Annotated in this window: 20 protein-coding genes and 2 rRNA genes; 15 read left to right on the top strand and 7 right to left on the bottom strand. The window is 52.9% G+C overall.

Annotated features, from left to right (window positions below; all coding sequences use genetic code 11):
• Positions 1 to 248, top strand: a 23S ribosomal RNA gene (locus ONB24_06500); the annotation flags it as partial.
• Between the two features lie 76 nt (positions 249 to 324).
• Positions 325 to 441, top strand: a 5S ribosomal RNA gene (gene rrf / locus ONB24_06505).
• Between the two features lie 43 nt (positions 442 to 484).
• Here the strand turns inward: rrf and ONB24_06510 are convergent.
• Positions 485 to 1,471: an ROK family protein gene (locus ONB24_06510; GenBank protein ID MDZ7315755.1), complete on the bottom strand. Its 987-nt coding sequence runs from the start codon at positions 1,469 to 1,471 to the stop codon at positions 485 to 487.
• Positions 1,472 to 1,618: 147 nt separating this feature from the next.
• Here ONB24_06510 and ONB24_06515 point away from each other — a divergent pair, with 147 nt between their 5' ends.
• From ONB24_06515 to ONB24_06545, 7 genes are all read left to right on the top strand, one after another.
• Positions 1,619 to 2,086, top strand: coding sequence for an SWIM zinc finger family protein (locus tag ONB24_06515; GenBank protein MDZ7315756.1), 468 nt, complete (start codon positions 1,619 to 1,621; stop codon positions 2,084 to 2,086).
• Positions 2,087 to 2,207: 121 nt separating this feature from the next.
• On the top strand, positions 2,208 to 3,497 hold the full coding sequence (locus ONB24_06520) for a lytic transglycosylase domain-containing protein (protein ID MDZ7315757.1): 1,290 nt from the start codon (positions 2,208 to 2,210) through the stop codon (positions 3,495 to 3,497).
• A gap of 14 nt (positions 3,498 to 3,511) precedes the next feature.
• Positions 3,512 to 4,732, top strand: a complete 1,221-nt coding sequence (gene amrB / locus ONB24_06525; protein ID MDZ7315758.1) for an AmmeMemoRadiSam system protein B — start codon at positions 3,512 to 3,514, stop codon at positions 4,730 to 4,732.
• Between the two features lie 76 nt (positions 4,733 to 4,808).
• Positions 4,809 to 5,225 (top strand): nickel-responsive transcriptional regulator NikR, encoded by a 417-nt coding sequence (gene nikR, locus ONB24_06530; protein ID MDZ7315759.1) that lies wholly within the window; start codon positions 4,809 to 4,811, stop codon positions 5,223 to 5,225.
• A gap of 21 nt (positions 5,226 to 5,246) precedes the next feature.
• Positions 5,247 to 7,070, top strand: coding sequence for a TonB-dependent receptor (locus ONB24_06535; GenBank protein MDZ7315760.1), 1,824 nt, complete (start codon positions 5,247 to 5,249; stop codon positions 7,068 to 7,070).
• Between the two features lie 9 nt (positions 7,071 to 7,079).
• Complete coding sequence (locus ONB24_06540; GenBank protein ID MDZ7315761.1) at positions 7,080 to 7,622, top strand: hypothetical protein; 543 nt, start codon at positions 7,080 to 7,082, stop codon at positions 7,620 to 7,622.
• On the top strand, positions 7,594 to 8,193 hold the full coding sequence (locus ONB24_06545) for a class I SAM-dependent methyltransferase (protein MDZ7315762.1): 600 nt from the start codon (positions 7,594 to 7,596) through the stop codon (positions 8,191 to 8,193). Before ONB24_06540 ends, ONB24_06545 begins: the two co-directional genes overlap by 29 nt.
• 15 nt (positions 8,194 to 8,208) lie before the next feature.
• Here ONB24_06545 and ONB24_06550 read toward each other — a convergent pair whose 3' ends face one another.
• From ONB24_06550 to ONB24_06560, 3 genes are read right to left on the bottom strand one after another with little or no spacing between them, the layout of a single operon-like run.
• Positions 8,209 to 8,916, bottom strand: coding sequence for a DUF4956 domain-containing protein (locus ONB24_06550; GenBank protein ID MDZ7315763.1), 708 nt, complete (start codon positions 8,914 to 8,916; stop codon positions 8,209 to 8,211).
• Between the two features lie 8 nt (positions 8,917 to 8,924).
• Positions 8,925 to 9,665: a polyphosphate polymerase domain-containing protein gene (locus ONB24_06555; GenBank protein MDZ7315764.1), complete on the bottom strand. Its 741-nt coding sequence runs from the start codon at positions 9,663 to 9,665 to the stop codon at positions 8,925 to 8,927.
• A 17-nt stretch (positions 9,666 to 9,682) separates the two neighbouring features.
• Positions 9,683 to 10,666, bottom strand: coding sequence for a hypothetical protein (locus ONB24_06560; GenBank protein ID MDZ7315765.1), 984 nt, complete (start codon positions 10,664 to 10,666; stop codon positions 9,683 to 9,685).
• 337 nt (positions 10,667 to 11,003) lie between these two features.
• Between ONB24_06560 and ONB24_06565 the strand changes: the two genes are divergently transcribed.
• Genes ONB24_06565 through ONB24_06590 form a run of 6 tightly spaced genes read left to right on the top strand, consistent with a single transcriptional unit; the run spans position 11,004 to position 17,106 of the window.
• Positions 11,004 to 11,756: an NAD-dependent deacylase gene (locus ONB24_06565; protein ID MDZ7315766.1), complete on the top strand. Its 753-nt coding sequence runs from the start codon at positions 11,004 to 11,006 to the stop codon at positions 11,754 to 11,756.
• On the top strand, positions 11,750 to 14,065 hold the full coding sequence (locus ONB24_06570) for a tetratricopeptide repeat protein (GenBank protein ID MDZ7315767.1): 2,316 nt from the start codon (positions 11,750 to 11,752) through the stop codon (positions 14,063 to 14,065). Before ONB24_06565 ends, ONB24_06570 begins: the two co-directional genes overlap by 7 nt.
• Positions 14,066 to 14,087: 22 nt before the next feature.
• Positions 14,088 to 14,894 carry a dihydroorotate dehydrogenase electron transfer subunit gene (locus tag ONB24_06575; protein MDZ7315768.1) on the top strand — a complete coding sequence of 269 codons (807 nt, stop codon included), beginning with the start codon at positions 14,088 to 14,090 and terminating at the stop codon, positions 14,892 to 14,894.
• Positions 14,887 to 15,798 (top strand): dihydroorotate dehydrogenase, encoded by a 912-nt coding sequence (locus tag ONB24_06580; GenBank protein MDZ7315769.1) that lies wholly within the window; start codon positions 14,887 to 14,889, stop codon positions 15,796 to 15,798. The genes ONB24_06575 and ONB24_06580 overlap by 8 nt, the downstream gene beginning before the upstream one ends.
• Before the next feature lie 45 nt (positions 15,799 to 15,843).
• Positions 15,844 to 16,269, top strand: a complete 426-nt coding sequence (locus ONB24_06585) for a septal ring lytic transglycosylase RlpA family protein (GenBank protein MDZ7315770.1) — start codon at positions 15,844 to 15,846, stop codon at positions 16,267 to 16,269.
• Positions 16,270 to 16,281: 12 nt separating this feature from the next.
• Positions 16,282 to 17,106, top strand: a complete 825-nt coding sequence (locus ONB24_06590) for a phosphatidate cytidylyltransferase (GenBank protein ID MDZ7315771.1) — start codon at positions 16,282 to 16,284, stop codon at positions 17,104 to 17,106.
• A gap of 149 nt (positions 17,107 to 17,255) precedes the next feature.
• On the opposite strand, the gene ONB24_06595 is transcribed toward ONB24_06590, so the two are convergent.
• Genes ONB24_06595 through ONB24_06605 form a run of 3 tightly spaced genes read right to left on the bottom strand, consistent with a single transcriptional unit; the run spans position 17,256 to position 21,576 of the window.
• Positions 17,256 to 18,470 carry a hypothetical protein gene (locus ONB24_06595; GenBank protein MDZ7315772.1) on the bottom strand — a complete coding sequence of 405 codons (1,215 nt, stop codon included), beginning with the start codon at positions 18,468 to 18,470 and terminating at the stop codon, positions 17,256 to 17,258.
• Between the two features lie 16 nt (positions 18,471 to 18,486).
• Positions 18,487 to 19,497: a PorV/PorQ family protein gene (locus tag ONB24_06600; GenBank protein ID MDZ7315773.1), complete on the bottom strand. Its 1,011-nt coding sequence runs from the start codon at positions 19,495 to 19,497 to the stop codon at positions 18,487 to 18,489.
• 30 nt (positions 19,498 to 19,527) lie between these two features.
• The gene (locus tag ONB24_06605; GenBank protein MDZ7315774.1) at positions 19,528 to 21,576 is read right to left on the bottom strand and encodes a hypothetical protein; all 2,049 of its coding nucleotides are present in this window, start codon (positions 21,574 to 21,576) and stop codon (positions 19,528 to 19,530) included.

The raw sequence follows: 21,576 nt of genomic DNA on the forward strand, positions 1-21,576 counted from the left end.
TACGAGAGGACCGGAACGGACGGACCTCCGGTGCACCAGTTGTCGCTCCAGCGGCACGGCTGGGTAGCCGAGTCCGGCAGGGATAAGCGCTGAAAGCATCTAAGCGCGAAGCCCCACCCGAGATGAGATATCCCTGCTCTATAAGGGCACTGAAGGGCCCCGGTAGAAGACCGGGTGGATAGGCCGCAGGTGTAAGCACGGCAACGTGTTGAGCCGAGCGGTACTAATAGCCCGTGCGGCTTGCCCGATAAATTTTTGATGCCCTCAGCGGGCGGATTTCGGTTTGATTGTCGGACTTTTTTCTTCACGATTGCACAAGATATTCTCGGTGGTCATGGCGGAGGGGAGACACCCGATCCCATTCCGAACTCGGAAGTTAAGCCCTCCTGCGCCGATGGTACTGTACGGGCGACCGTGCGGGAGAGTAGGACGCCGCCGAGATTAATTTTCAAGGCCTCTGGACATCCAAGAGGCCTTTTTTGTTTTACGACGATAAATTATCCGCCAATTCAAACGCCAACATCGCCGCGCCCAAAACGGCAGAATCATCCCCTAACGTGGCGCGAACAATCTCCACATTGCGCGCCGCAACCGGAAAAACATTTTCAAACGCAGTTTTTTTCACAAGGTCTAAATAATCATCTTTCAAGGCTTCGACTACGCCGCCGCCGACTACAACGACTTGCGGATTCAGCATGTTCAAAAGATTGGCAATCCCATATCCTAAATACTTGGCGGATTTTTCTATCGCTTGAACCGCAGCAGGATCCCGCATTTTGAAGGCCTGAGCAAGCTTTTTACTGCGAATTCTCTCTTCAGAATGACTGTCGGGATCAATGAGTGTGGTTTTTACGCCCTCTGCGGCTGCCGCACGAATATCGCGTTCGATTGCGGTACGCGAGGAAAAAGCCTCCAGACATCCTCGTCGGCCGCAGCCGCAAAGCGGGCCTTCTGGATCCAAAATCATATGTCCCAATTCCGCAGCGTTTTCGTTAAAACCGTGCAGCAATTTTCCATCAATAATGATGCCGCCGCCAATACCGGTGCCGACGAATAAACCGACAGCATGCTGAGCCTTGTGAGCAGCGCCGAAATAGTACTCGCCCAACAGCCCCACGTTTCCGTCATTGTCGACGGCCGTTGGTACTTCAAGCGCTGTTTCGATGCGCTGTTTAAGCGGTGCATTCTTCCACCGCAAATTGGGGGTTTCGATGATAACCCCTTTCTTTAAATCCAAAGGTCCCGGAGAGCCAATGCCGACGGCGCTAATTGCGATCAAGTCAACGCCGGCATTGTCAAGTGCCTCCTTGAGGCAGTCTAAAATTCTCGAGACAACTGCCTCGAATCCCAATTCCGCCTTGGTTCGCTTTTTTGCCGCCCCGATAATTTTACCGTTACGATCGACAACGGCCGAATAGATTTTTGTTCCTCCCAAATCTACGGCCAAAACCAAGTTCTCTTTGCCCTTCATTACCCACCTTTGATCTTAAACTTTACAAAAGATAGCCAAAAAAAACGGCAATTGACAAGAAAAATGTGCAAGCCCAAGAAAAAGAATCGCTTTCATTTCCATTGTAAAAGCATTAAATTTTAGAGTCGTATTTCTAAAAAGGAAGTTATGATTAACGGTACAGACATCGATGCAGCTCTCGCCACCCTTACGCATGAGGACGTGGTATCCTTTGATAATGAGTTGCTGAACGGCGAAGGCATCAGTTATTATGAAAATTCTCAAGTGCTCGATGCGGTTGTCTATCGTAATCACCTTTCCGGTCGCGTCGGCAATTTTCTCGAAGTTCATCACGTTCGCATCGTATCTCATGGCAGGGAGCTGACTTGTCACTGCACCTGCCGCAGTCGAAAAAACATTTGTGTTCATTCCATGGCGCTTCTCTACGCCTGGGCCAATGACGGTCAGGACTTTACCAACCTCAGCGATGTCTTGGCACAAATCCACGATTGGGATTCGGTAAGGCTGCGCGAAATCGTCATCAACATTCTGCAAAAACAACCACATTTGGCTGGGGATTTTCTGAAAAAACACATCCCTGATTGGGACGAGATCGATCCGGATCCGTTTAAATAGCCGTTAACCAGCAAGCTTTCCTGCCACTCCTACAATTTATCGCCAAGCTGCACCCTTTGGAATGAATATTTGTGGCTGTAAATTTGCAATAGAGATGACGGTCGACTAAAGAGCGGTTAATATGCGGAAGTACGATTACATATTGAGTCTCTGGATCATACTTGGGTGGGCAGCTGCAAGCCTTGTTGCCCAGGAGACGTTTGTTCTGCCGAAGGCAATTGAACGAAACGTCGATTTTTGGGTAAAGATCTATGCCTGCTATCCCACCCACACAGTGGTTATTCACGACAAGGAAGACCTTTCTGTTGTTTATGAAGTGGTCAACTTGGATGAATATCCGGCGGCTCAGAATGGTTCGCGGTGGTCGATTGTGGAACAAAAAAAGACTAAATATGTTCGGGCGCTTGAAGAGCTGGCTAAAATGTCCAAGCCGATCTCTTATGATTCTCTGACGGCGTTGCAGAGGCATGTTTATCTGGCATGGCTGCATTCGGCGGATAAAGAGAAATTTACTAAAGCGGTCGAAAACATAAGGGCTCAACGCGGCGTAAGTGACCGTTTTGCCGAAAGCGTAAAGAGGTCGGGGCGCTATTTAGAGTATATAAAAACGGTTTTTAAGGATTATGGATTGCCTGAAGATATCGCTTATTTGGCGCATGTAGAGTCGCTTTTTAATTATGATGCCTATTCCAAAGCCGGAGCTGCTGGCATTTGGCAATTTATTCCGCATACCGGCAGATTGTTTCTAACCATCAACGAAGCGGTCGATGAGAGGCTCGACCCCTTGGTCGCAACCGTGGCGGCGGCAAAGCTCTTGCGCAAGAACTATCAACAGTTGGGCAGCTGGCCGTTGGCAATAACCGCCTACAACCACGGGCTGAGCGGAATGAAAGATGCCGTGCAAAAAACCGGCACGAACGATTTCGAGACCATCTTTCTCAATTATCGCAGCCGTTCCTTTGGATTTGCTTCTAAAAATTTTTATGCCGAATTTCTTGCTGCCGTGCATGTGGCGAAAAACTATTATCATTATTTTGGACCGCTGGAGCTTTCACCTCCGGCCAAATTCATGACCGTGGAACTTCCGGTCCCCATGTATTTGAAAGAGGCCGCTGCTCTTTTTTCGGTTGAGGTTGACACGTTAATCGTATTCAATAAGGCCTTGCGAAAACCGGCTGTTGAAAATCAACAAAAGTTGCCTGCAGGATATAAACTGCACCTGCCGTTTCGCGAAAACTGGAACCCGTTGGAGGTTTTTCCGACATCGGAGAACCGGATGGATCGCAGAAATTCAGATAAATCCGGTACGGTGCAATCCGTTAAAATAAGCAATCCTTCAGAACGTGATTCATCGGCCGCTTCCGAAAGGTTGCCTGCTGCGGTGGATAAACTACCTTTTCAAATTGACTGAATATGCCGGCGACTGTGTTAGAGAAACCTATTCCTCCTTTGCGCCGTGAATTGGAGCCGACGCCCATTCATGATCGCAAAGGGCATGCATTCATTCGGCTCGACGACCCGCTGCACCTGTCCGATACCGCCGTATTTTTGCCGCCGCCGCTGTTTTGGCTTGCCGCTTTGTTCGACGGTCAGCATACGATTGCCGAACTCTATCGACAACATCGTCAAAAATTTCGCGAAAAGCTCAACGAAGCGCAAATTCAGGCTATGATCAAAAGCCTGGATGAAGCGTTTCTTTTGGACAACGATCGTTTTGCCCGTCGTTTGGCTGCGCGCCGACAGGCTTATCGAAAGCTGCAGGTGCGGCCGATGGCCTTTGCCGGGCAAAGCTATGCCGAAGAGCCCGAAGCATTGGCCGAACAGATGCGCCGGCAGGCTGCCGAGGCAGCCGCGATTTCATCGGTAAGAGTCGCAACCGATCGTAAAATTGTCGGTGCGGCTGTCCCCCACATCGATCCGCGGTTAGGAGGCGTCACCTATGCCGCAGTCTATCGCTTTTTTCATACTTTGCCCACAAATACGGTATTTGTCGTGCTGGGAATATCGCATCATATGATGAAGTCTGCCTTTGCGCTTACCGAGCGCCCTTTTGCGGTTCCGGGAGGCCAAGTCGAAATCGACCGCCAACTTTTACATCGTATCACCAAGCACTGCAAAAATGACCTGTTTCAGGATGAACTATATCACCTTTATGAACACAGCATAGAGTTTCAGGCTGTTTATTTAAGCTGGTTTGTCAAAGTTCCTTTTACACTTGTTCCGGTTCTCTGCTCCTTTACCTTCCCTATGAAAGAAACCGAAAGACGGCAATACGAAGAATTTCTTCAGGCTGTTCAGGCTGCCGCTGCCGAAGAATCACGGCATGTTGTCTATATCGCCGCGGTGGATTTGTCGCATATCGGTCCTTTGTACGGGAGCCAATGGGCGCCGGATGCCTTTCAGCTTGCCCAGGTGGAAGAGACCGACAAAAAGTTGCTCGATGCATTTATGCGCCGAGATACCGCCGCCTTCGATCTCGTTTTTGAGCAAAAAGCCGCGCAAAACAACGTCTGCGGATTTCCCGCCATGCGGACCCTTCTTCCTCTCCTGCCGCCTTCGGAAGGCGTTCTAATCGCGTATGACAACGCCATTATGGACGAATTCCGGTCTACCGTCACCTTCGCCGGTGTACTTTTCGTTCGTTAAGAGAAGCCGTCAAAAAACTTCTTGCTTTTTAGCTCCAATCGTGCTACTTTTTTAAAAAAAGTAGCACGAGGCGTTTATGAGCTCGATCGTACGATTCGGTGTTTCGCTTGACGCCGAACTTTTGCAGAAATTCGACGCGCACATTAAAAAGAAGGGTTACAGCAATCGTTCTGAGGCTATCCGCGATTTGATCCGCGATATGCTGGTCCGCGACGAGTGGGAAGACCCGAAGGATAAGGTCATCGGCACGATTACGGTTATCATCGATCAAAAGCTCAATACGATCACCAAATTTTTAGCCCAGTCGCAGGAGCCGCTTAAAGAGATCATCTCCACGATGCACGTGCAGCTCGATGAAGAAAACAGTCTGGAGGTCTCTGCCGTTCGCGGTTGTGCTAAAAAGGTGCGGGAACTGGCCAATCAGCTGCTCGGAATCAAAGGCGTCAAGCACGGCAGCCTGGTTATGACGACGACCGGTAAACATATCAAATAAACTGAAACGGAGGAGATGCAAATGCGTAACTTTTTGTTTGTACTGCTTGCCGGGGTACAGGTTTTTGCGGCAGAATCGACCGGTGATTCGGTAAAATATCGCTTCAAACCCATTACGGTAACGGCTTCCAAGATCAATGGAGCACAGCGTGAGATTGCCGCAGGAGTGACGGTGATCGAAGAACGTCAGCTGCGTACTGCGATGACCACGTCGGCTTTGGATGCGGCAAAAGACTATGTGCCGGCGTTGTTCGTGACTGAACGAGCGTTGATGGGGTACGGCGTCGCGTCCGGCGCGGCCGGAGGGATAACCATTCGCGGCATCGGCGGTTCGCCTGTAACCGGCGTTCTGGTTCTGCGCGACGGTCGACCCGACATCATGGGTATGATGGGCCATGCGCTTCCCGATGCTTACTCGACCATCGGCCTTGAAAGCATCGAGGTGATTCGCGGACCGGCATCATTTCTCTATGGTACCAACGCAATGGGCGGCGTGATCAACCTGGTTTCGAAGCGGCAGCGACAGGAGGGTTTTTCCACGGGCGTGGTTGTCGGCGCAGGATCTTTCGCGTCGCAAAAGTATGAAGCTCGCCACGGCGGAAAATTCGGCGGTTTCGATTACTATGTAACGGCTTCCCGTCAATCGACCGACGGACATCGGCCTTCTTCCGATTACCGCAATCAGGGCTATACGGCACACCTCGGGTATGCTTTGAGCGCTGCTACCAAGATCGAGCTGAATGCCAACTATTCCGATATTTATCTGTTGGATCCCGGCCTGGAACCGGCGCCCAAGGCAAATCAGTGGTATCATCTCTTCCGCTCCGGCGCCGATCTGACGTTGGATCATTCCGGCCGTTTCGGCGAAACGGTTGTCAAGCTGCACGGCAATTTCGGCCGTCACTGCATCTATGACGGCTGGAGATCGAACGACCGCACTACCGGCGTAATCGTCTATCAAAACCTCAAGCCGTGGAAGACAAATACGACGACGATCGGTTTTGACTATAAAACTTACGGCGGCGACGCAGAGGACAGTTCGCCGAAAGTACCGGTCATCAACTATCGAAAAAAGTTCATGACGGAATATGCCCCCTATCTGCATGTGCAGCAGCTGTTGCTGCAGCGAATGATCGTGTCGACCGGGGTTCGCGTCGAAAAGCACGAGCTCTACGGATGGGAGACTTTGCCCAAAGTCGGAATGATCTACAGTTTTCCTACAACTTCTCTTCGCCTTTCTGCCGCCAAAGGTTTCCGCAGCCCGTCCATTCGCGAGCTGTATGTCTTTCCGCCGCGAAATGAAAAGCTGGAACCCGAGAGACTCTGGAACTATGAAGCGGGGGTCCTGCAGGAAATTGCCGATTTTGCGGAAATAGATCTTTCTGTTTTCCGGATGCAGGGCGACAACATGATCCGCACGGTCATTGCGGGGGGTAAACCGCAATTCCTAAATTCGAGCCGATTTACCCATACCGGTTACGAAGCCTCGGCCAGGCTAATTCCGACAAACAACCTCGAATTACGGCTCACCTGGTCGGACGTGGATCTGGGCAACGAGACATTGGGGGCGCCGGAGAAAAAGCTGACGGCAACGGCAAACTATACTCTCGGCCGGCTCGATCTTCGGCTGCAGTTCATGCACATTGCCGGATTATACGCCAAGGACGGTCGGCAGGACAAAATGCCCGACTACTCGCTGGTCGATTTTTGGCTGGGCCTAAAACCTTGGCGTACCGCATCATTTGCCTTCAAAGTCAAGAATTTTTTGGATCAAAAATACGAGATTCTCAAGGGTTATCCGATGCCGGGCCGAACGATGGCAGCCGAGCTCGGATATGAATTCTAAAAGACATCCGTGAAATCGCAAACCAAACTCTTAACGCTGAGCGCCATGTTTACGGCGCTCGGCGTTTTATTCCCGATGCTGTTTCATGCCATGGGATTGGGTGCGGTCTTTTTGCCCATGTTTTGGCCGATAGCTGCAGCGGCATTCTTTCTGCCGTTGCGTGAAACCGCGATCGTTGCTCTGGCTGCTCCGACCTTTTCCTGGCTGCTCACCGGCATGCCGCCGGTCTCCCCTCCGATCCTGCAAGTGATGATCTTTGAACTGGAAACCTTGGCCTGCACGACAGCCCTGCTGTATCGAAGACAATTCGGACAATGGATTTCTTTGGCTGCCGGTCTTTTTTTATCGCGTTTGACGCTGTTTCTTTTTATTTTGATACTCGCGCCTCTGTTCGGGCTCCCGCAAAATATTTTCTCCATCGGTTGGACGTTGCGGGGAGTACCGGGCCTAACGGCGATGCTGCTGATCATCCCGCCGTTGGCGGCAAAGGTAAAAGGAGAAAAGCTGCGGGTCATGCACAGACATGTCGAGACTTCATCGCCTTTACTTTAATCGCTTGGCGCCGGTTTGGGCGAACAAATCGCGTCATGAACAGGTGGCGGAGGCTGTCTGCGGATTTGTGAAAAAAGGGGAAAATGTGTTGGATGCCGGCGCCGGTACCGGCTATTTGACGGAAAAATTGGGTGAATGGTGCGCACCGGGGATCGTGCTGGCGGTCGATCTGTCGGAAAGAATGCTCCAGGAAGCCCGTAAGCGCATCACCCAAAAAGGAGTTCTTTATTTGTGCAGCGATGTGAGCTGTACGGCCGTCGCTTCCAATGCCTTTGACAAGATCGTCTGCTATTCCTCCTTTCCGCATTTCGACCGGCCGATTGAAGCGCTTCATGAATTTTTACGGGTGCTCAAGCCGGGAGGAAAAATTTTGGTTTTTCACAACTGCTGCTCGCGCCGGCTCAATCAGTTTCACGCCGCATTGCCTGAGGTCGTCAGCTTTGACAAGCTGCCGAAGGCGGAGCAATTGATGGAACTGGTTCGTTTTGTCGGATTTACGAATGTGGTCGGCAGGGAAAGGCCGGATCTATACTGGGTAGAAGCGGAAAAGCCGATCCGGCGATCGTCCTGAGCAGCTGAGTAAGCTTTAGGCAATCGGCTCGTCCGTGTCCTCGCCGATGATGAGAGAGACGCGATCGATGCCGGGAATCTCGCTGAGTTCGTGGATAAAGCGCTGATGTTTGGCGTCGTCCTTAAATTTTACATTGAATGACAGCTCGAGCATCTGCCCCATACGCGCCGACCGCATATTGACCAATGTATGGTTTTTAAGATATCTTTCGAAAACTTGGAGATAGGGTGGTGTATCTTCAGTGCTCGGCATCATCCAAAAACGCAAAAGCAGCTCCTTACCGCGGGGAACACCATAATTAAGGAAAAAGAGAACCAGCACCACCAGGCTTACGGCCGCACAGCCGATCAGCGCGACCATATGATTGCCGGCGCCGGCGGCCAGTCCGGCGGCAAGCGCGAAAAAGAGAAAAGCGATGTCGCGCGTGTCCTTGACGGCGGTGCGGAAGCGAATAATCGACATGGCGCCGACGAGGCCGAAAGCGCGCGCCAAGTTATTGCCGATAACCATGATCACCATGGTCGTTACCATGGTAATCAGGATGAGCGTATTGACCAAAGATGCCGAATAAGCATATCCTTTGAAGGTGAGCCGATAGACCGTGGCGATGAGCATTCCCAGAACGAAGGCGATTACCAAATTAATGAGCACATCGAAAAACGAAAATGTCGGCGCGTTGAATAATAGAGCATCTAAAGCATCTAATCGGGCGGCAGAATTCATAGAGCTCTCTATTTTTTAAAAAATTCTTCGTAAATACCCATGCAATATTTGGAAATCGACTGCTGCTGTAGATTCAACTCCAACACCAGCCCGCGCATCCATTTCGGCATGTAATTGTTGTACTTTAATTCCAAAATGAGATAGTTGCCGGTGAGATAGGTAAAATTGTCCTCGGCGAACAACTCTTCGATCGATTCTGTCACTCGTGCGCGGACGTTGTAATCTATGGTCAAGCGAACGTTGTTTTCGTCGTCAAAACGGCCGACGTAAGCCTCGCGCTCGTAGGCAATCAGAATCGTCGGCTCGAGGTTCCAGCGGATCAAATTATCGAGCCACTTGCCCAGCACCAGCGAACCGTTCGTACTTTGCTCGTAGGTCAGCCAAATGTTTTCCGGCGAGGACATAATTTTGACGATTTCTTTATAATCATATTTGGCTCTTTCTTTAACGACCGCCGTACCGTAACGTCGCTTGATCTCTAGAAAGGCCGGCGAATTTTCGGTCAGCTGGTTGTAGCTGCGAATGCGCAGTTTACGGCGGATTTTCAGGCCGTCTATTTTTTCCCAGTAAAAGTCAAGGCGCGGCGAATCGTAGTATAGACTGCGCACCGTATAGCGTCTATCCGGCATACGTAAAGCATATTCGTCGTGTTCGATGTAGGGCCGACAATAGTCTAAAAGCGGAAAGACGGTTTCCGGTGCGATGTAATATTTCAGCTCGTTTCGGCCTTTTGGGACGGGTGTATTCATGACAAAATTCCGCGTCGTTATTTATTGAGGCGATAGCTTTTCCACGATCGACGGAGCAGATCCCAACCGCTGTACTTGTCGGTACGAACGGTATATTTCCCGCTCATGCCGGGAGCAATGTTATCGGAGTTCGAAATAACCGCCAAAGCAACATACATCGGCTGCAACTGAACAAGGCGGCTGTTCGGGCTGATGCTCAGCACACGGGCAGGCGTTGCAATTTTGCCTTTCCCGTATATAAACACGGATGCGCTTTGTCCTGCTTTGACGAGCGGGACGTCCTGCGGCTTGATGAGCATTTGTACAACCAACGAGTCGTTGCTGCAGAGATGAAAGAGCTCGCCGTTAAGCCTGTCCGGCAGCCCGACGATGCCGCTGATGGGCGTACGAATGGATTCCGCGGAGGCTTTTTTCTTCAAAAGTTCCATTTGCGTTGCTGCGGCACGAATTTGCGCCTCTATAACCGCCAGCATCTCGGCTTTTTCCCCGGTCTTGGCGGTGCGCAGCCGCGCTTCCTTCAGCGCCACATCGATGCGATAGAGTTCATATTGCGCCTTGACGCTGTCGAACTGTTGTCTGCTGATCAAACTTTTTTCAAAAAGCTCCTGATACCGATGCAGAATCGGCTCATAGGCGGCCAGTTGAACCTTGGCATACTGCAGCTCCTGATTTGCCTCTTCCTGCAGGGTCGGTTTGAGGCCGGTTTTTAACGCCTGGAGTTGGGCATTTGCCTGTTCCAACAACCCGAGCGTCTCCGACAAACGAATCTGATCCTCCAACGACGTCAACTGAGCCGCGACCTCACTTGCTTCGAGGCGCTTGCCCTGCTCCAGATCGGGACGAATCTGCAGAGAAACATAGTCCGGTCGGCTGATGTGAAACAGTTCGATCGTCGTTACGCATCCTCTGTCGTTTTGGATGAGGCGGGTCAGCAGTTTGTCCTGCTCGCTCTGCACGATCGTCCATTCCGCTTTCGGGACGAGCAGCGCCGGGCCTTTCACTCTATAATCAAATCGTACGAAAAATAAAGCCGCCAATAGGATGAGGAGCGCTGCTCCGCTCGCACGCAGTAAAAGTTGTTTGTGGCGTTTGTGCATCGGTTCAGATGGCCGTTGTGGTCGTTGCAGATAAAAATTGCTTCAATTTCTTATTTACAAAAATTATCCCAATTTTCCAAGAATTATGTAAAGCAAATATTAAGACGAATCGAAAAATTAACACTATATTACCTCCGGACCAGCAGGCAATACATATTGCTTCTTAACCATTTGATTACTATCTTGAATGACGAACGATTCGTCTGGAACCCTTTGGATTGTGCGCCATTAAAGGTTTGCGATGTCGGACGTTTTTGAGATTCCTAAAGAACTGCTTCGCGTATTTAGTAAAGTCGAGCGTGTGGCTGTTCTAACCGGCGCCGGTATCTCTGCCGAAAGCGGCGTGCCCACTTTTCGCGGCGCCGACGGATTGTGGTCCAAGCTCAATCCGCGGGAACTTGCTTCAATGGATGCCTTTCTTCAGAACCCGCAGCGGGTTTGGGAATGGTATCAGCAGCGGAAAAAAATTATGCGGGATGTGCAGCCCAATGCGGCTCATTTGGCCTTAGTCGACTTGGAAAGGATGTTTTCGCACTTTTCGATCGCGACGCAAAACATCGACGGTCTGCACACTCGCGCCGGAAGTCGGACTGTTTACGAGCTGCACGGCAACATCGAGCGTAACCGGTGCGCCTCCTGCGGCGCCTTGCACAAGCTGGAGAGTGAAGCGATTGTTCCGCCGCGCTGTCATTGCGGCGGTCTCATTCGGCCGGATGTTGTTTGGTTCGGCGAAATGCTGCCGGAAGAGGCATGGCAGAAAGCTCTCGATGCGGCGCGCAGCGCGCAGCTCTATATTTCGATCGGAACCTCCGCGCAAGTTTATCCGGCAGCCGGCCTGCCTTTCGAAGCTTTAAGTCACAACGCTTTTGTCGTGGAAATTAATCTCGAACCGACCGAACTGACGCCTTACGCGCACCTTAGTTTACACAGAAAAGCCGGCGAGATTTTGCCGAAACTGGTCGAAGCCGTTAAAAAGGAACGGTCTTTTTGCTGAAACGCGTTCTAAAAATTCATCGAATCCTGCCGATAACCCTCCTGCTGCTGTTCAGCGGCTGCGCTTATTACAACACTTTTTACAATGCGCAAAAATTTTACAAGGAAGCCGAGAAAGAGCGGAAAAAGCGCGAAAGGACGCAAGTTGTCGAGCTTTCGGCCGAGGAAGAGGCGCAGCTTAAGAAAAGCGGGCTTTCTGCACAGGATCAAGTAAACCGCGCCGGCCAGCAGGAGATGCAGAATTATCAACAGGCGATCGAACGGGCGTCGCGAGTCTTGGAATATTTCCCGAACAGTAAATGGGTGGATGATGCGCTGATGCTGCTGGGCCGCTGTTTTTATTATCGTCGCGATTTCAAAAAGGCCGACCGAAAATTCGATGAGCTCTTACAGCTCTATCCGAACTCCAAGTGGGTGCCGGAAGCCATGCTGCTAAAAGCCAAGACGGCAATCGGTATGGAAGAGTATGAGCAAGCCGAAAAGCTGCTGCAAAGCATCATCGACGACGCCAAAATGCCGAGGAAAATCCGCGAACAGGCCAAATACGAATTGGGCGGCCTTTATTATGAGCGCGGAAATTATGAGCTGGCCTTGGAAAACTATCGCAGTTCTTCGCGTTCGGCGGAAGACAAGCTGATGCAGGCCATGTCGCTTTATCGCCTGGGGGAAAGCCTGCTGCGATTGAAACGTTACAAAGAGGCGCCCGATGTCTTTCGCCGAGCAATAAAAGCGGCGCCGAACGAAGATTTTCGTTCTCAGGCGATGTTCAAGTTGGGGCAGGCGCAAAGCCTCAACGGCGATTATGACCATGCCGTACGCACCTTTCGCACGCAACTGGCAAAAGAGTTCGACGAAAAGCGTATTCCCCGTTTAAAGCTCGAATTGGCGGAGAACCTGCGTCGTCAGGGCAATCTAAGCGAAGCGATCAAATGGTATAAAGAAATCATCGAACTGCACAAACGGACGGACGCTTCGGCGCGCGCCTATTTTGCACTGGGTGAGATCAGTGAATTTATTGCCGGCGATTACGCCAAGGCGAAAGAAAATTATGATATGGTGCGCAGCGAGTTTTCCAATTCGATTGTTGCCGAAACGGCGCAGCAGCGTTCGAATAATATTCGCGCGCTCTTGGATCTGCGCAGCGAGATTGCCCGTTTGGAAGGCAAGGGTGAAGCGGCCGATTCCCCCGGTGCCGGCGAGACAAAGGAAGAGACACACGTCCGCGACGATGGGCCGATCGACTTGAGTCCCGACGGAATGTGGGCTAATTATGCCGGACGCGATCGGCCGCCGCCGATCACTCTGCGCGATCTGACGGATGTCGACCGTCAGCGTCAGGCGGCGGCTCTGCAGAGGGCGCCTGCAGACACTACAACCGCTGCAGCAAAACCGGCGGCGCTCGATAGTACGGCTCTGGCAAAGAAAAAGCAGGAAGATGAAGCCGCCAAGCAGCTCGAACTGACCGAAAAGTATCTGGCATTGGGCGAGCTGCTTATGTTCAGTTTCAATAAACCGGACTCGGCGATCAAGTATTATCAGCGGGTCATTGAGCGGCATTCGGACAGCACGAAAACAGCCAGGGCGCTTTATTCGTTGGCCTACATTTATCAGGACGCTCTCCGTGATACTGTTCTGGCCAGGCGAATTTTTGAAGAAATTGTCGAACTTTTTCCCTCTACTGCGCATGCCGAGGGAGCACGGCGGCAACTGGGGCTGCCGTTGGTTTCCGAAAGGGTTGATTCGGCCTTTGTTCTTTTCCAGGCGGCGGAGCATGCGGCGGTTGAGGATAATGATTTTGCCACTGCGCTGGCGCTTTACGACAGCATACAAAGCCGTTATCCCCGTTCACCTTTTGCCGCGAAAGCAGCTTTTGCAAAAGCCTGGCATTTGGAAAAATCCCTGCTTCGCCTGGAGGAAGCCGTTGCCGCATATGAGCGGATTCTGAAGGAATATCCCGACTCTCCCTATGCAGCGGCCGTCAAACCCAAAATGGCGGCGGTTGAAAAGGAAAGGAAGGAAAAGGAAGCAAAGGAAAAGGCGCGGGCGGATTCGATCGCGCAGGCACAAACGACGCGGGCGCCAAGCGAAGAAAAAGGAACCAAGGCTGAATCTCAACTGACGGCCGTTTCGGAAGGTAAGGCCGACTCTGCCTCAATGATACACCAAAAAGCTGCTCTTTCGAACGCTGTCGGCGACTCGAGTGAGACTCCGGTTGACGATGAGGAACCGCCGCCGAGCGAAACTTTGCCTGATTCCAGTCGCCGCCGCCCGCCGGCTGTTGTTTCACCGCCGCGAAGAATTGACGAATAACTTTCACAATCAGGTCTAAATAGTGGCTGAAAAATTTATTGAAAACACGCGCGTCGTCGATTTGCAGCCCCTTGGCGCCGCCAATTTTTTGCTGACCCTCGAAGCGCCGTTGATCAGCCGAGCTGCAACTGCCGGGCAATTCATTCAAGTTGCCGTGCCGCGCTGCTCCGTCCTTTGGCGACGGCCGTTCAGCATCAACGACGTATCGACTGAAAACGGGCTGGTCGAAATTCTTTTTCAGATTTTGGGCAGAGGAACACGGGCGCTGGCAGAGGTGAAACGGGGAGATACCCTCAACGTCATCGGCCCCCTTGGCAACGGCTTTCGGGTTGAGTCGACCGTTCGCCGCGCTTTGATTGTTGCCGGCGGTTTGGGGATCGCGCCTTTTCCTTTTCTTCTAAAAAGGTTGGGGGAGGCTTCCATCCCTTCCGTGGTGCTGTATGGTGTCGGCCGACGCGAACAACTCTGCTGCGTCGACCGCCTACGGGAGCGAGCCGAGGTTTATCTCTGTACATTGGACGGATCAGCGGGTGAGCAAGGAACAGTCGTTGATCTTTTGGAAAAGCATCTCCGGGAGAATCCGCCTATACCCGATCTGCACCTTTTCACTTGCGGTCCTACGCCCATGATGCGGAAAGTGCAGACCATTGCCGAAAAACACCAACTTTCCGGCCAAGCTTCGTTGGAAACAGTTATGGCTTGCGGCTTCGGAGCCTGCGTCGGATGTGCGGTACCCATGCGACATCCGCAGCCGGGGGTACAGGAGTACTATTTAGCCTGTAAGGATGGCCCTGTCTTTAATTTGGAAGAGATCATCATTCATGATTGACCTGTCGGTTTCCATTGGAGCTTTGAAGCTCCAAAATCCCGTACTGACGGCCAGCGGCACGTTCGGTTATGCGGAGGAATTTGAAGGCCTGATCGATTTCCGACTGCTCGGCGGTATAGTGACCAAGACTGTTACTTTGGACCCGCGACCGGGCAATTCCCCCCCGCGGATCGTCGAATTGCCGAACGGCATGCTCAATTCCATCGGCTTGCCGAATTTGGGTGTGGAACGGTTCATTACTGAAAAAATGCCTTACCTGCGGCGCTTGGGAACCCGTATCATCGTCAACGTGGCCGGTCGAACCGGCGAAGAATTTGTCGAGTGTGTTCGGCGGCTTGAAACGGCAGACGGAATCGATGCCTATGAACTCAATTATTCCTGTCCGAACGTCAAGGAGGGCGGGCTGAGCTTCAGCAGCGATGCGCATGTTGCCGGCCGCGTCACTGCTGCGGTACGGGCGGTAACCAAACGGCCCCTGATTACCAAGCTGACGCCGAATGTTACTTCGATCAGCGACATTGGTTTGGCCTGCCAGGACGCGGGCGCCGATGCGGTTTCGGCCGTCAATACGCTGGTCGGCATGGCCGTGGATATCCGTACCCGACGCGCCAAACTGGCGACCGTAACCGGGGGCTACTCCGGACCGGCAATCAAGCCGATCGCTTTGGCCAAGGTCTATGAGCTCGCACGTCGTCTGAGCATACCGGTTATCGGTATCGGCGGCATTTGTTCAGCCGAGGACATTGTCGAATTCCTGCTTGCCGGCGCGACGGCCGTCCAAATGGGGACAGTCAACTTTTACGAGCCGACGGCGACCGTACGAGCTGTAGAGGATCTGGAAAAGTTTTGCCGAGCGCAAAATATTTTCGCGGTGCGCACTCTTATCGGCGCCATGGAGCTTTGAAATCACGTCGCCGCGGTATTATTGAAAAAACTGAGAGGGAAGGAAATGATCCGTTATTTGACGCTGCCGCTTTTTGCTGCGCTGGTCATGGCCGCGGCATGCGTGCCTTACTATCAGCAAGGGCAGGGTATTCCTGGGGATGAAAATGCGCCTCCCGATTTCATTGCGGAGGGCCGGGCCTCTTTTATGGCCGATGAGATGCAGGGAATGCGCACGGCTTCGGGACGAATTTTCAATCTGCGCGAGCGGGTTGCCGCCCATCCGACGCTTCCTTTCGGGACCATCGTCGAGGTTACGAACCTGCGAAATAATAAAAAGGTCGAAGTGGAAGTCATCGATCGCGGACCCTTTGTGCGCGGCCGCATTATCGATGTTTCTTTTCAAGCGGCGAAAGAGCTTGGGTTCGTCGAATCCGGGACAACCGAAGTGCGTCTGCGTATAGTGCGGATGGGAACAGGCAAGAGCAATTAGGAGGGACTCGGTTTGAATTGGAAATCTTTTGGTGTTCGCACGGCGGTCGCCGTCGTTTATGGACCGCTCATGTTGGCAAGCGTTTGGTTCGGCGGCCTCCTGCTGTTTACGCTGATTGGAATTGTTGCTCTTTTGTGTTACTGGGAATATGTCAAACTAGTCGAGCGCAAGCAGGCTTTTGCGCAACTCTTGCCGGGATTATCGGCCTCGGCAATTGCCGTTTCCCTTATTTATTTCCGGCCCGACCTTCTGCCGATTTATCTTGTTCTGGCGCCGACGATTTTTTTCTTTGTCGAGATTTATCGCCGCCGCGGGTCGCCTTTGGTGAATTTGGCGACAACACTTTTCGGCTCCTTCTATTATCCCTTGTTTTTGGGAAGCTTTTTAGCAGTACGGCGGCTTGGAAGCGATTTCAATTTCGATCCCTATGCGCCGGCGACCTGGCTGATACTTGTGTTGGTCGTGACCTGGGTGTGTGACACGGCGGCATACATGGTGGGGGCTAATTGGGGCAAGCACAAGCTGATCGAACGGGTAAGCCCGAACAAAACGATCGAAGGGGCAATCGCCGGCTTTCTGCTCGGTATCCTAACCGCTTATATTTGTCACATCACCTTTGTCCGTTTGATAACGCTGAGCGACTCTTTGGTAATCGGAGCCGTCGTCTCCGGTGTCGGTCAATACGGCGATCTCTTTGAGTCGCTGCTCAAAAGAGACGCAGGGGTCAAGGACAGCAGCAACCTCATTCCCGGCCACGGCGGGTTTCTCGACCGTTTCGACAGCCTGACGACCGTTACTCCCTTGGTCTATCTCTATCTTCGTTACTTTGCGCTGTGAGAGCCAAAGTTTGCGGAGAAAAATCTAACGAAAGCTGTTTTTCTGAATGAATGACTCCGTCGAATGCCGCTGCAGCTGTAAAGCCGCAGCGGCAGTTTATGACGGAGCGGAGCGTTCGGATTGGCGTTCCCCCTACCGTTCCTTATTCATTAACCTCTGCCGTAATACGGCGCTCCTTTCTTTTTCAAACGAATGCGGAAAATTCTTCCTGCTTCGAATTGACCGCCTTCATTCCCACGCATCATGTACAGATAGTTCGAGTTGCCCCAAGCCAGTCCCGCAGCGGAGGGCGTCAGTAGGGTCGGATAGAGTGGCTCGATGGAGCCGTTCGGATGCAAAATGAGGATCGGATTCGACCCTGAGGTACCGAGTAAAATGTCGCCGTCATCTGCCAAGGCAAAACTGAGCAGCTGGGAGTCGGAATACTCGGTTTTACTCCAATCGAGCAGAACGGTCTCTTCGCTGACGCCGCCCTCGGCCGTCAATCGGCTGCTAAAAAGGCCGATTTCAGGGAAGTCTTTGCGATCCCCGTAATAGATGCCCAAAACATAAAGACGATCGTCGACGATGCGCATTTCAAGGACGTTAAACCGATCGTACCTGCCGGTGTTGACGACGTTACCGCTCTGATCGATGATGATCAGCGGGGAGGACTTGCCGCAGACGAAAAGCCTGCCGTTCTTGTCGAACTCGACGACGTTATAGTTCAGCTTTGAAGTATAGATCTGCTCCATTTCGTTGCCGCCTGTGGGAGGCAGACGAAAAACGCCCTTGGTTTTGCCCACCGCCCCGGCAACATAAAGATACCCGCCGGGTCCTATGCGCATCTGAATCGCCCGCGTCATCGGCGGCAAAGAAAACTCGGTTTTGACATTGTCCGGCGAAATTTTGTAAATGATCGGTCCTTGGGCATAAGCATAAATGTTTTCCTGATTGTCGATGGTGATCGTATAGAGCAGATTGCTGCTGGTAAATTTGCCCATCTCGTCATAAAGCTTTTCGATGCGGTAAGGCCGGAACTGTGCGATCTTCACCTGCTTGCCGACGACTACTTTGACGGTAATTGAATCGCCGGTGACGCGCGGCCTGCGAACCTTCAGCTCGGTAGGAGAGGCGCTCAAGAGCACCGCCCTTTCGTTGTTGAAATAGACTTTGTTTTCTTCCAGCGACGGGCTGAAATTTTCGCCGATGATTCTGATTTCCATGTCATCAAAAAATTCTTTTCCGTCAGGGATGATTTGATGGATGACGGGGCTGCCTTCCAAATTAAGCTCAGGATTCCAGATCGCGGGCGGATTTTCATACGAACAGCCGCCGAGCAGCAGCAGGACGCACGGCAGGCCGATGAGAATGAACTGTTTCATGACTCATAACCTCCTGTTATAGAGAAAACCGCGCGGAAATCCGCTGCACGTTGTCAAAAACGCCGAACGGTGTATAGGCGTAATCGAATACAACACCGAAATAGGAAATACCGACTCCGTAGGTGATGTCGTTCTCGTCATTGCCGGCTACATAGCCGATGCGAAGCGACAGAATGTCCATCAGCGTGTAATCGAGACCGACAAGAAGCTGTTCGCGATGGGAGCGATCGTGCGCCGCGTCAATGCTCAGCACTGCAGATTGCTTGACGCCCCGCCAATCGACCAAATCGAGCAGGTTCATCGAGATGCCGAGCGTAAAGACCAGCGGAAGTTGAAAGCCTTCCTGGGCATAGCGAACCTCTTTGGAAAAGTTGCGGACCGACATGCCGAACTGCAGACTCTTAAAGCCGGTCTTGTACAAAGTGCCGAAATCGAAAGCGAGAGGTGAAAGCTCGTTCTTGACCAGCTTGGTGCTGTCGGCGGTCGGGATGATGTTGGCGCCCAGCTGCTGGTGCACCCATTTGACCTGTCCGCCCACGGAAAAGCGGTCGCTGAGCGCACGGGCATACCCGAACCCGACGGCTGAGGCTCCCAGATCACCGATGCCCCCTGCAAACGTCGGGTCGGTCGAATCGATAAAGCCTTTTTCGTTATTGGCGACGGTCGTCCAAATAATGTCGCCGTAATCGACCGATTGGACCGTGACGCCAAAGACGCCGTAGCGGCCGCGCGCCGGACTGAAAGCTGCGCAGAGCGTGTTGTGCCGAATGTCGGCAATCCAGCGGTTCATGGAAAGGGTGATGTCGAAATGCCTGTTCAGCGTTGCCATACCGGCCGGGTTGAAAAAGAGCGAAGCGGAGCCCATTTCGAGGCTGGTCGCCGCTTCCGCCAAAGCAGAAGCCTTGGCGTCCGATGAAACCGAAAGAAACTGACAACCGGTCTGGGCGATTTTTTCAAAGCTCTGCGGCCGGCCGAGCGAGACCGTCACCAACAGCACCAGGATAGTTCGCACAATAATGTTTTTCATGCTAATCTTCCTCATGGTTCACCCCCGTGTTCAGCGAATGATGACGAATTTGCGGTACGTCGAACGGCCGTCGGGAGTTTGGAAGTGGGCGATATAAAGGCCGCTGACCACAATCTGGCGCGACGAAGTAAGGGAATGCCACAGCTCGTCGCCGCTGCCGTCGTTGTGTTCGATGGTATCGACCAGGTCGCCGCGCTCAGTGTAAATGCGGATGGTGCACTCGGGCGGTAGGCCGTAGAACGCCAGCCGGTCGGCGCCGTCGTCGCGACCGAACTGGATGTCCCGCGCTTCGATATGATAGGGGTTGGGGACGACGCGAATTTCAGCCAGGTCGTCTTTGGCCGGTCGTCTGAGATAGGCCGGTTTGTTGGTCATGGTGAAAAACCGGCTGCTGCGCAGCGGGACACCGGGCTTGATGTCGTTGGTCGAGCCGTTGTCCTTGGTTTGAATGTAATAGTAGTAATCAAAGCCGCGAACCGCCGTCTCGTCGTTGAAGGTGTTGACGACGTTGGCGGCCGAGCATTCGAAAATCTTTTGATAGAACGTATCCGGACGAGCGATGGCGCGGTAGATTTCATAGCCGTCGAAGGTCGGCCAGGATTCGGCACTATTATCCCAAGTCAACGTGATGCGGTTGCCGCCGGACTTGATCTGAAAGAGTTTCGGCGGCGGCGGCGCCTGGGGGATCTTGTATCCGCTCTTGAAATTGGCCATGGCGCGGCGAAACGTCTGGAACAGCGAATCCTTCCCGGTAATGACCCATGCCTTTTTGTATTCATTGCGGTCGTTGGTGACGGCGCCGTTCGGCAGCACGAACGGCTTGGCGTCGTTGAACCAGTTGGTTCCCACCTCCAGGCTTTTCTGCCGGCTGATGCCCGCCACGCACTCGGCGATGACGATGCGGATGCTGTCGCCCGGCGCCAGCGTGTAGGGTCCGTATCCTGCAGCGGAAGCGTAGCCGCCCGCATCGGTGCCCCACTGATCGGCGTTGCCGTCGCCCACCTCCTGGGCGTGCGTTTTCGGCGGATGACCGGCGCTCATCATGGCGTATTTGTTCGCCATAAGCACGGCATCATACTGATTGTTGGCTTGATAGCTGGCGTCCGAAGCAAGATATTGTGTGGTTCGCGGCTGATAGGGATCGTGCGATTTGTCGGTTGCCGATTTGTCCGCATGCAGCGTAACCATGCCGATATACTGCGGCGCACCGAGGGGGCTCGGTTTGAGCGGGTGCGGAGCTCCCCAATCGTCCACCACGCTTTGCGAGTGGTGCCCGTACCAGGAAAAGAGCGCCGCAAACTCGAATCCCGCCGCGGTCGGATCCATCCCTACCGCGTCGTTCATGGCGTTGCGGCCCCAGCTGATGTTTCCGGCAGGAATCCAGCCGCCGCCGCGCATGAACGGCTCATTGGCAAAGGCCCAACGGAACTGGAGATGGAAGATGACGCCGGTCAATGTTTGTTCGATGCGCGTTCCTTTGGTGTCGATGATGCCGGTGTTTTTGAACACATACTCGTAGATAAAATAGTTGTCATGATATTCTTGGGCGAAAGCCATCATGCGGCGATGCACCGTAATGCCGATGGAAGTGTGGAGGATGTGATCAACGACGCGGTCGGCTTCCAGGTCGGGCTGTTCATCATCCAACACATCCAGCAGCATGTTTTCCGAAGCCGATTCGCCGTCGACGATGACGGTGGGCGACGGAAAACGGCCGACAAGCTTGAACTGCACGGGCATCATCTCATTAAGGATATTGGTGGTGCGCGGACCGGCGGCGACGACTTTGTAAGGATAAGTATCGCCGGTCACCGGATCTTTGAAATTGGTACATCCGATCCACAGGGACTTGGCGGCGCAGTTGTCCTGATAGCGGAAATCGGCCGGCCAGCGCATGCCGTCGTTCTGTTGCGCCAGGGCGCCGGTACGGTGCATTTCGAATTCGGCTCCCTCGATGGCAAATGTGCTGTGCAGCGCGCCGACGCGCAGCCAGCGCACTTCGCGGCTCACCGGCCGCTGCGCCCAAGCCTGCACCTGCGCCAAAAACAGAATGAGAGCGAGGATACTCTGTTTACGCAT

It is taken from the genome of candidate division KSB1 bacterium (assembly GCA_034505495.1).
In the GTDB taxonomy this organism is placed as follows: domain Bacteria; phylum Zhuqueibacterota; class Zhuqueibacteria; order Residuimicrobiales; family Krinioviventaceae; genus Fontimicrobium_A.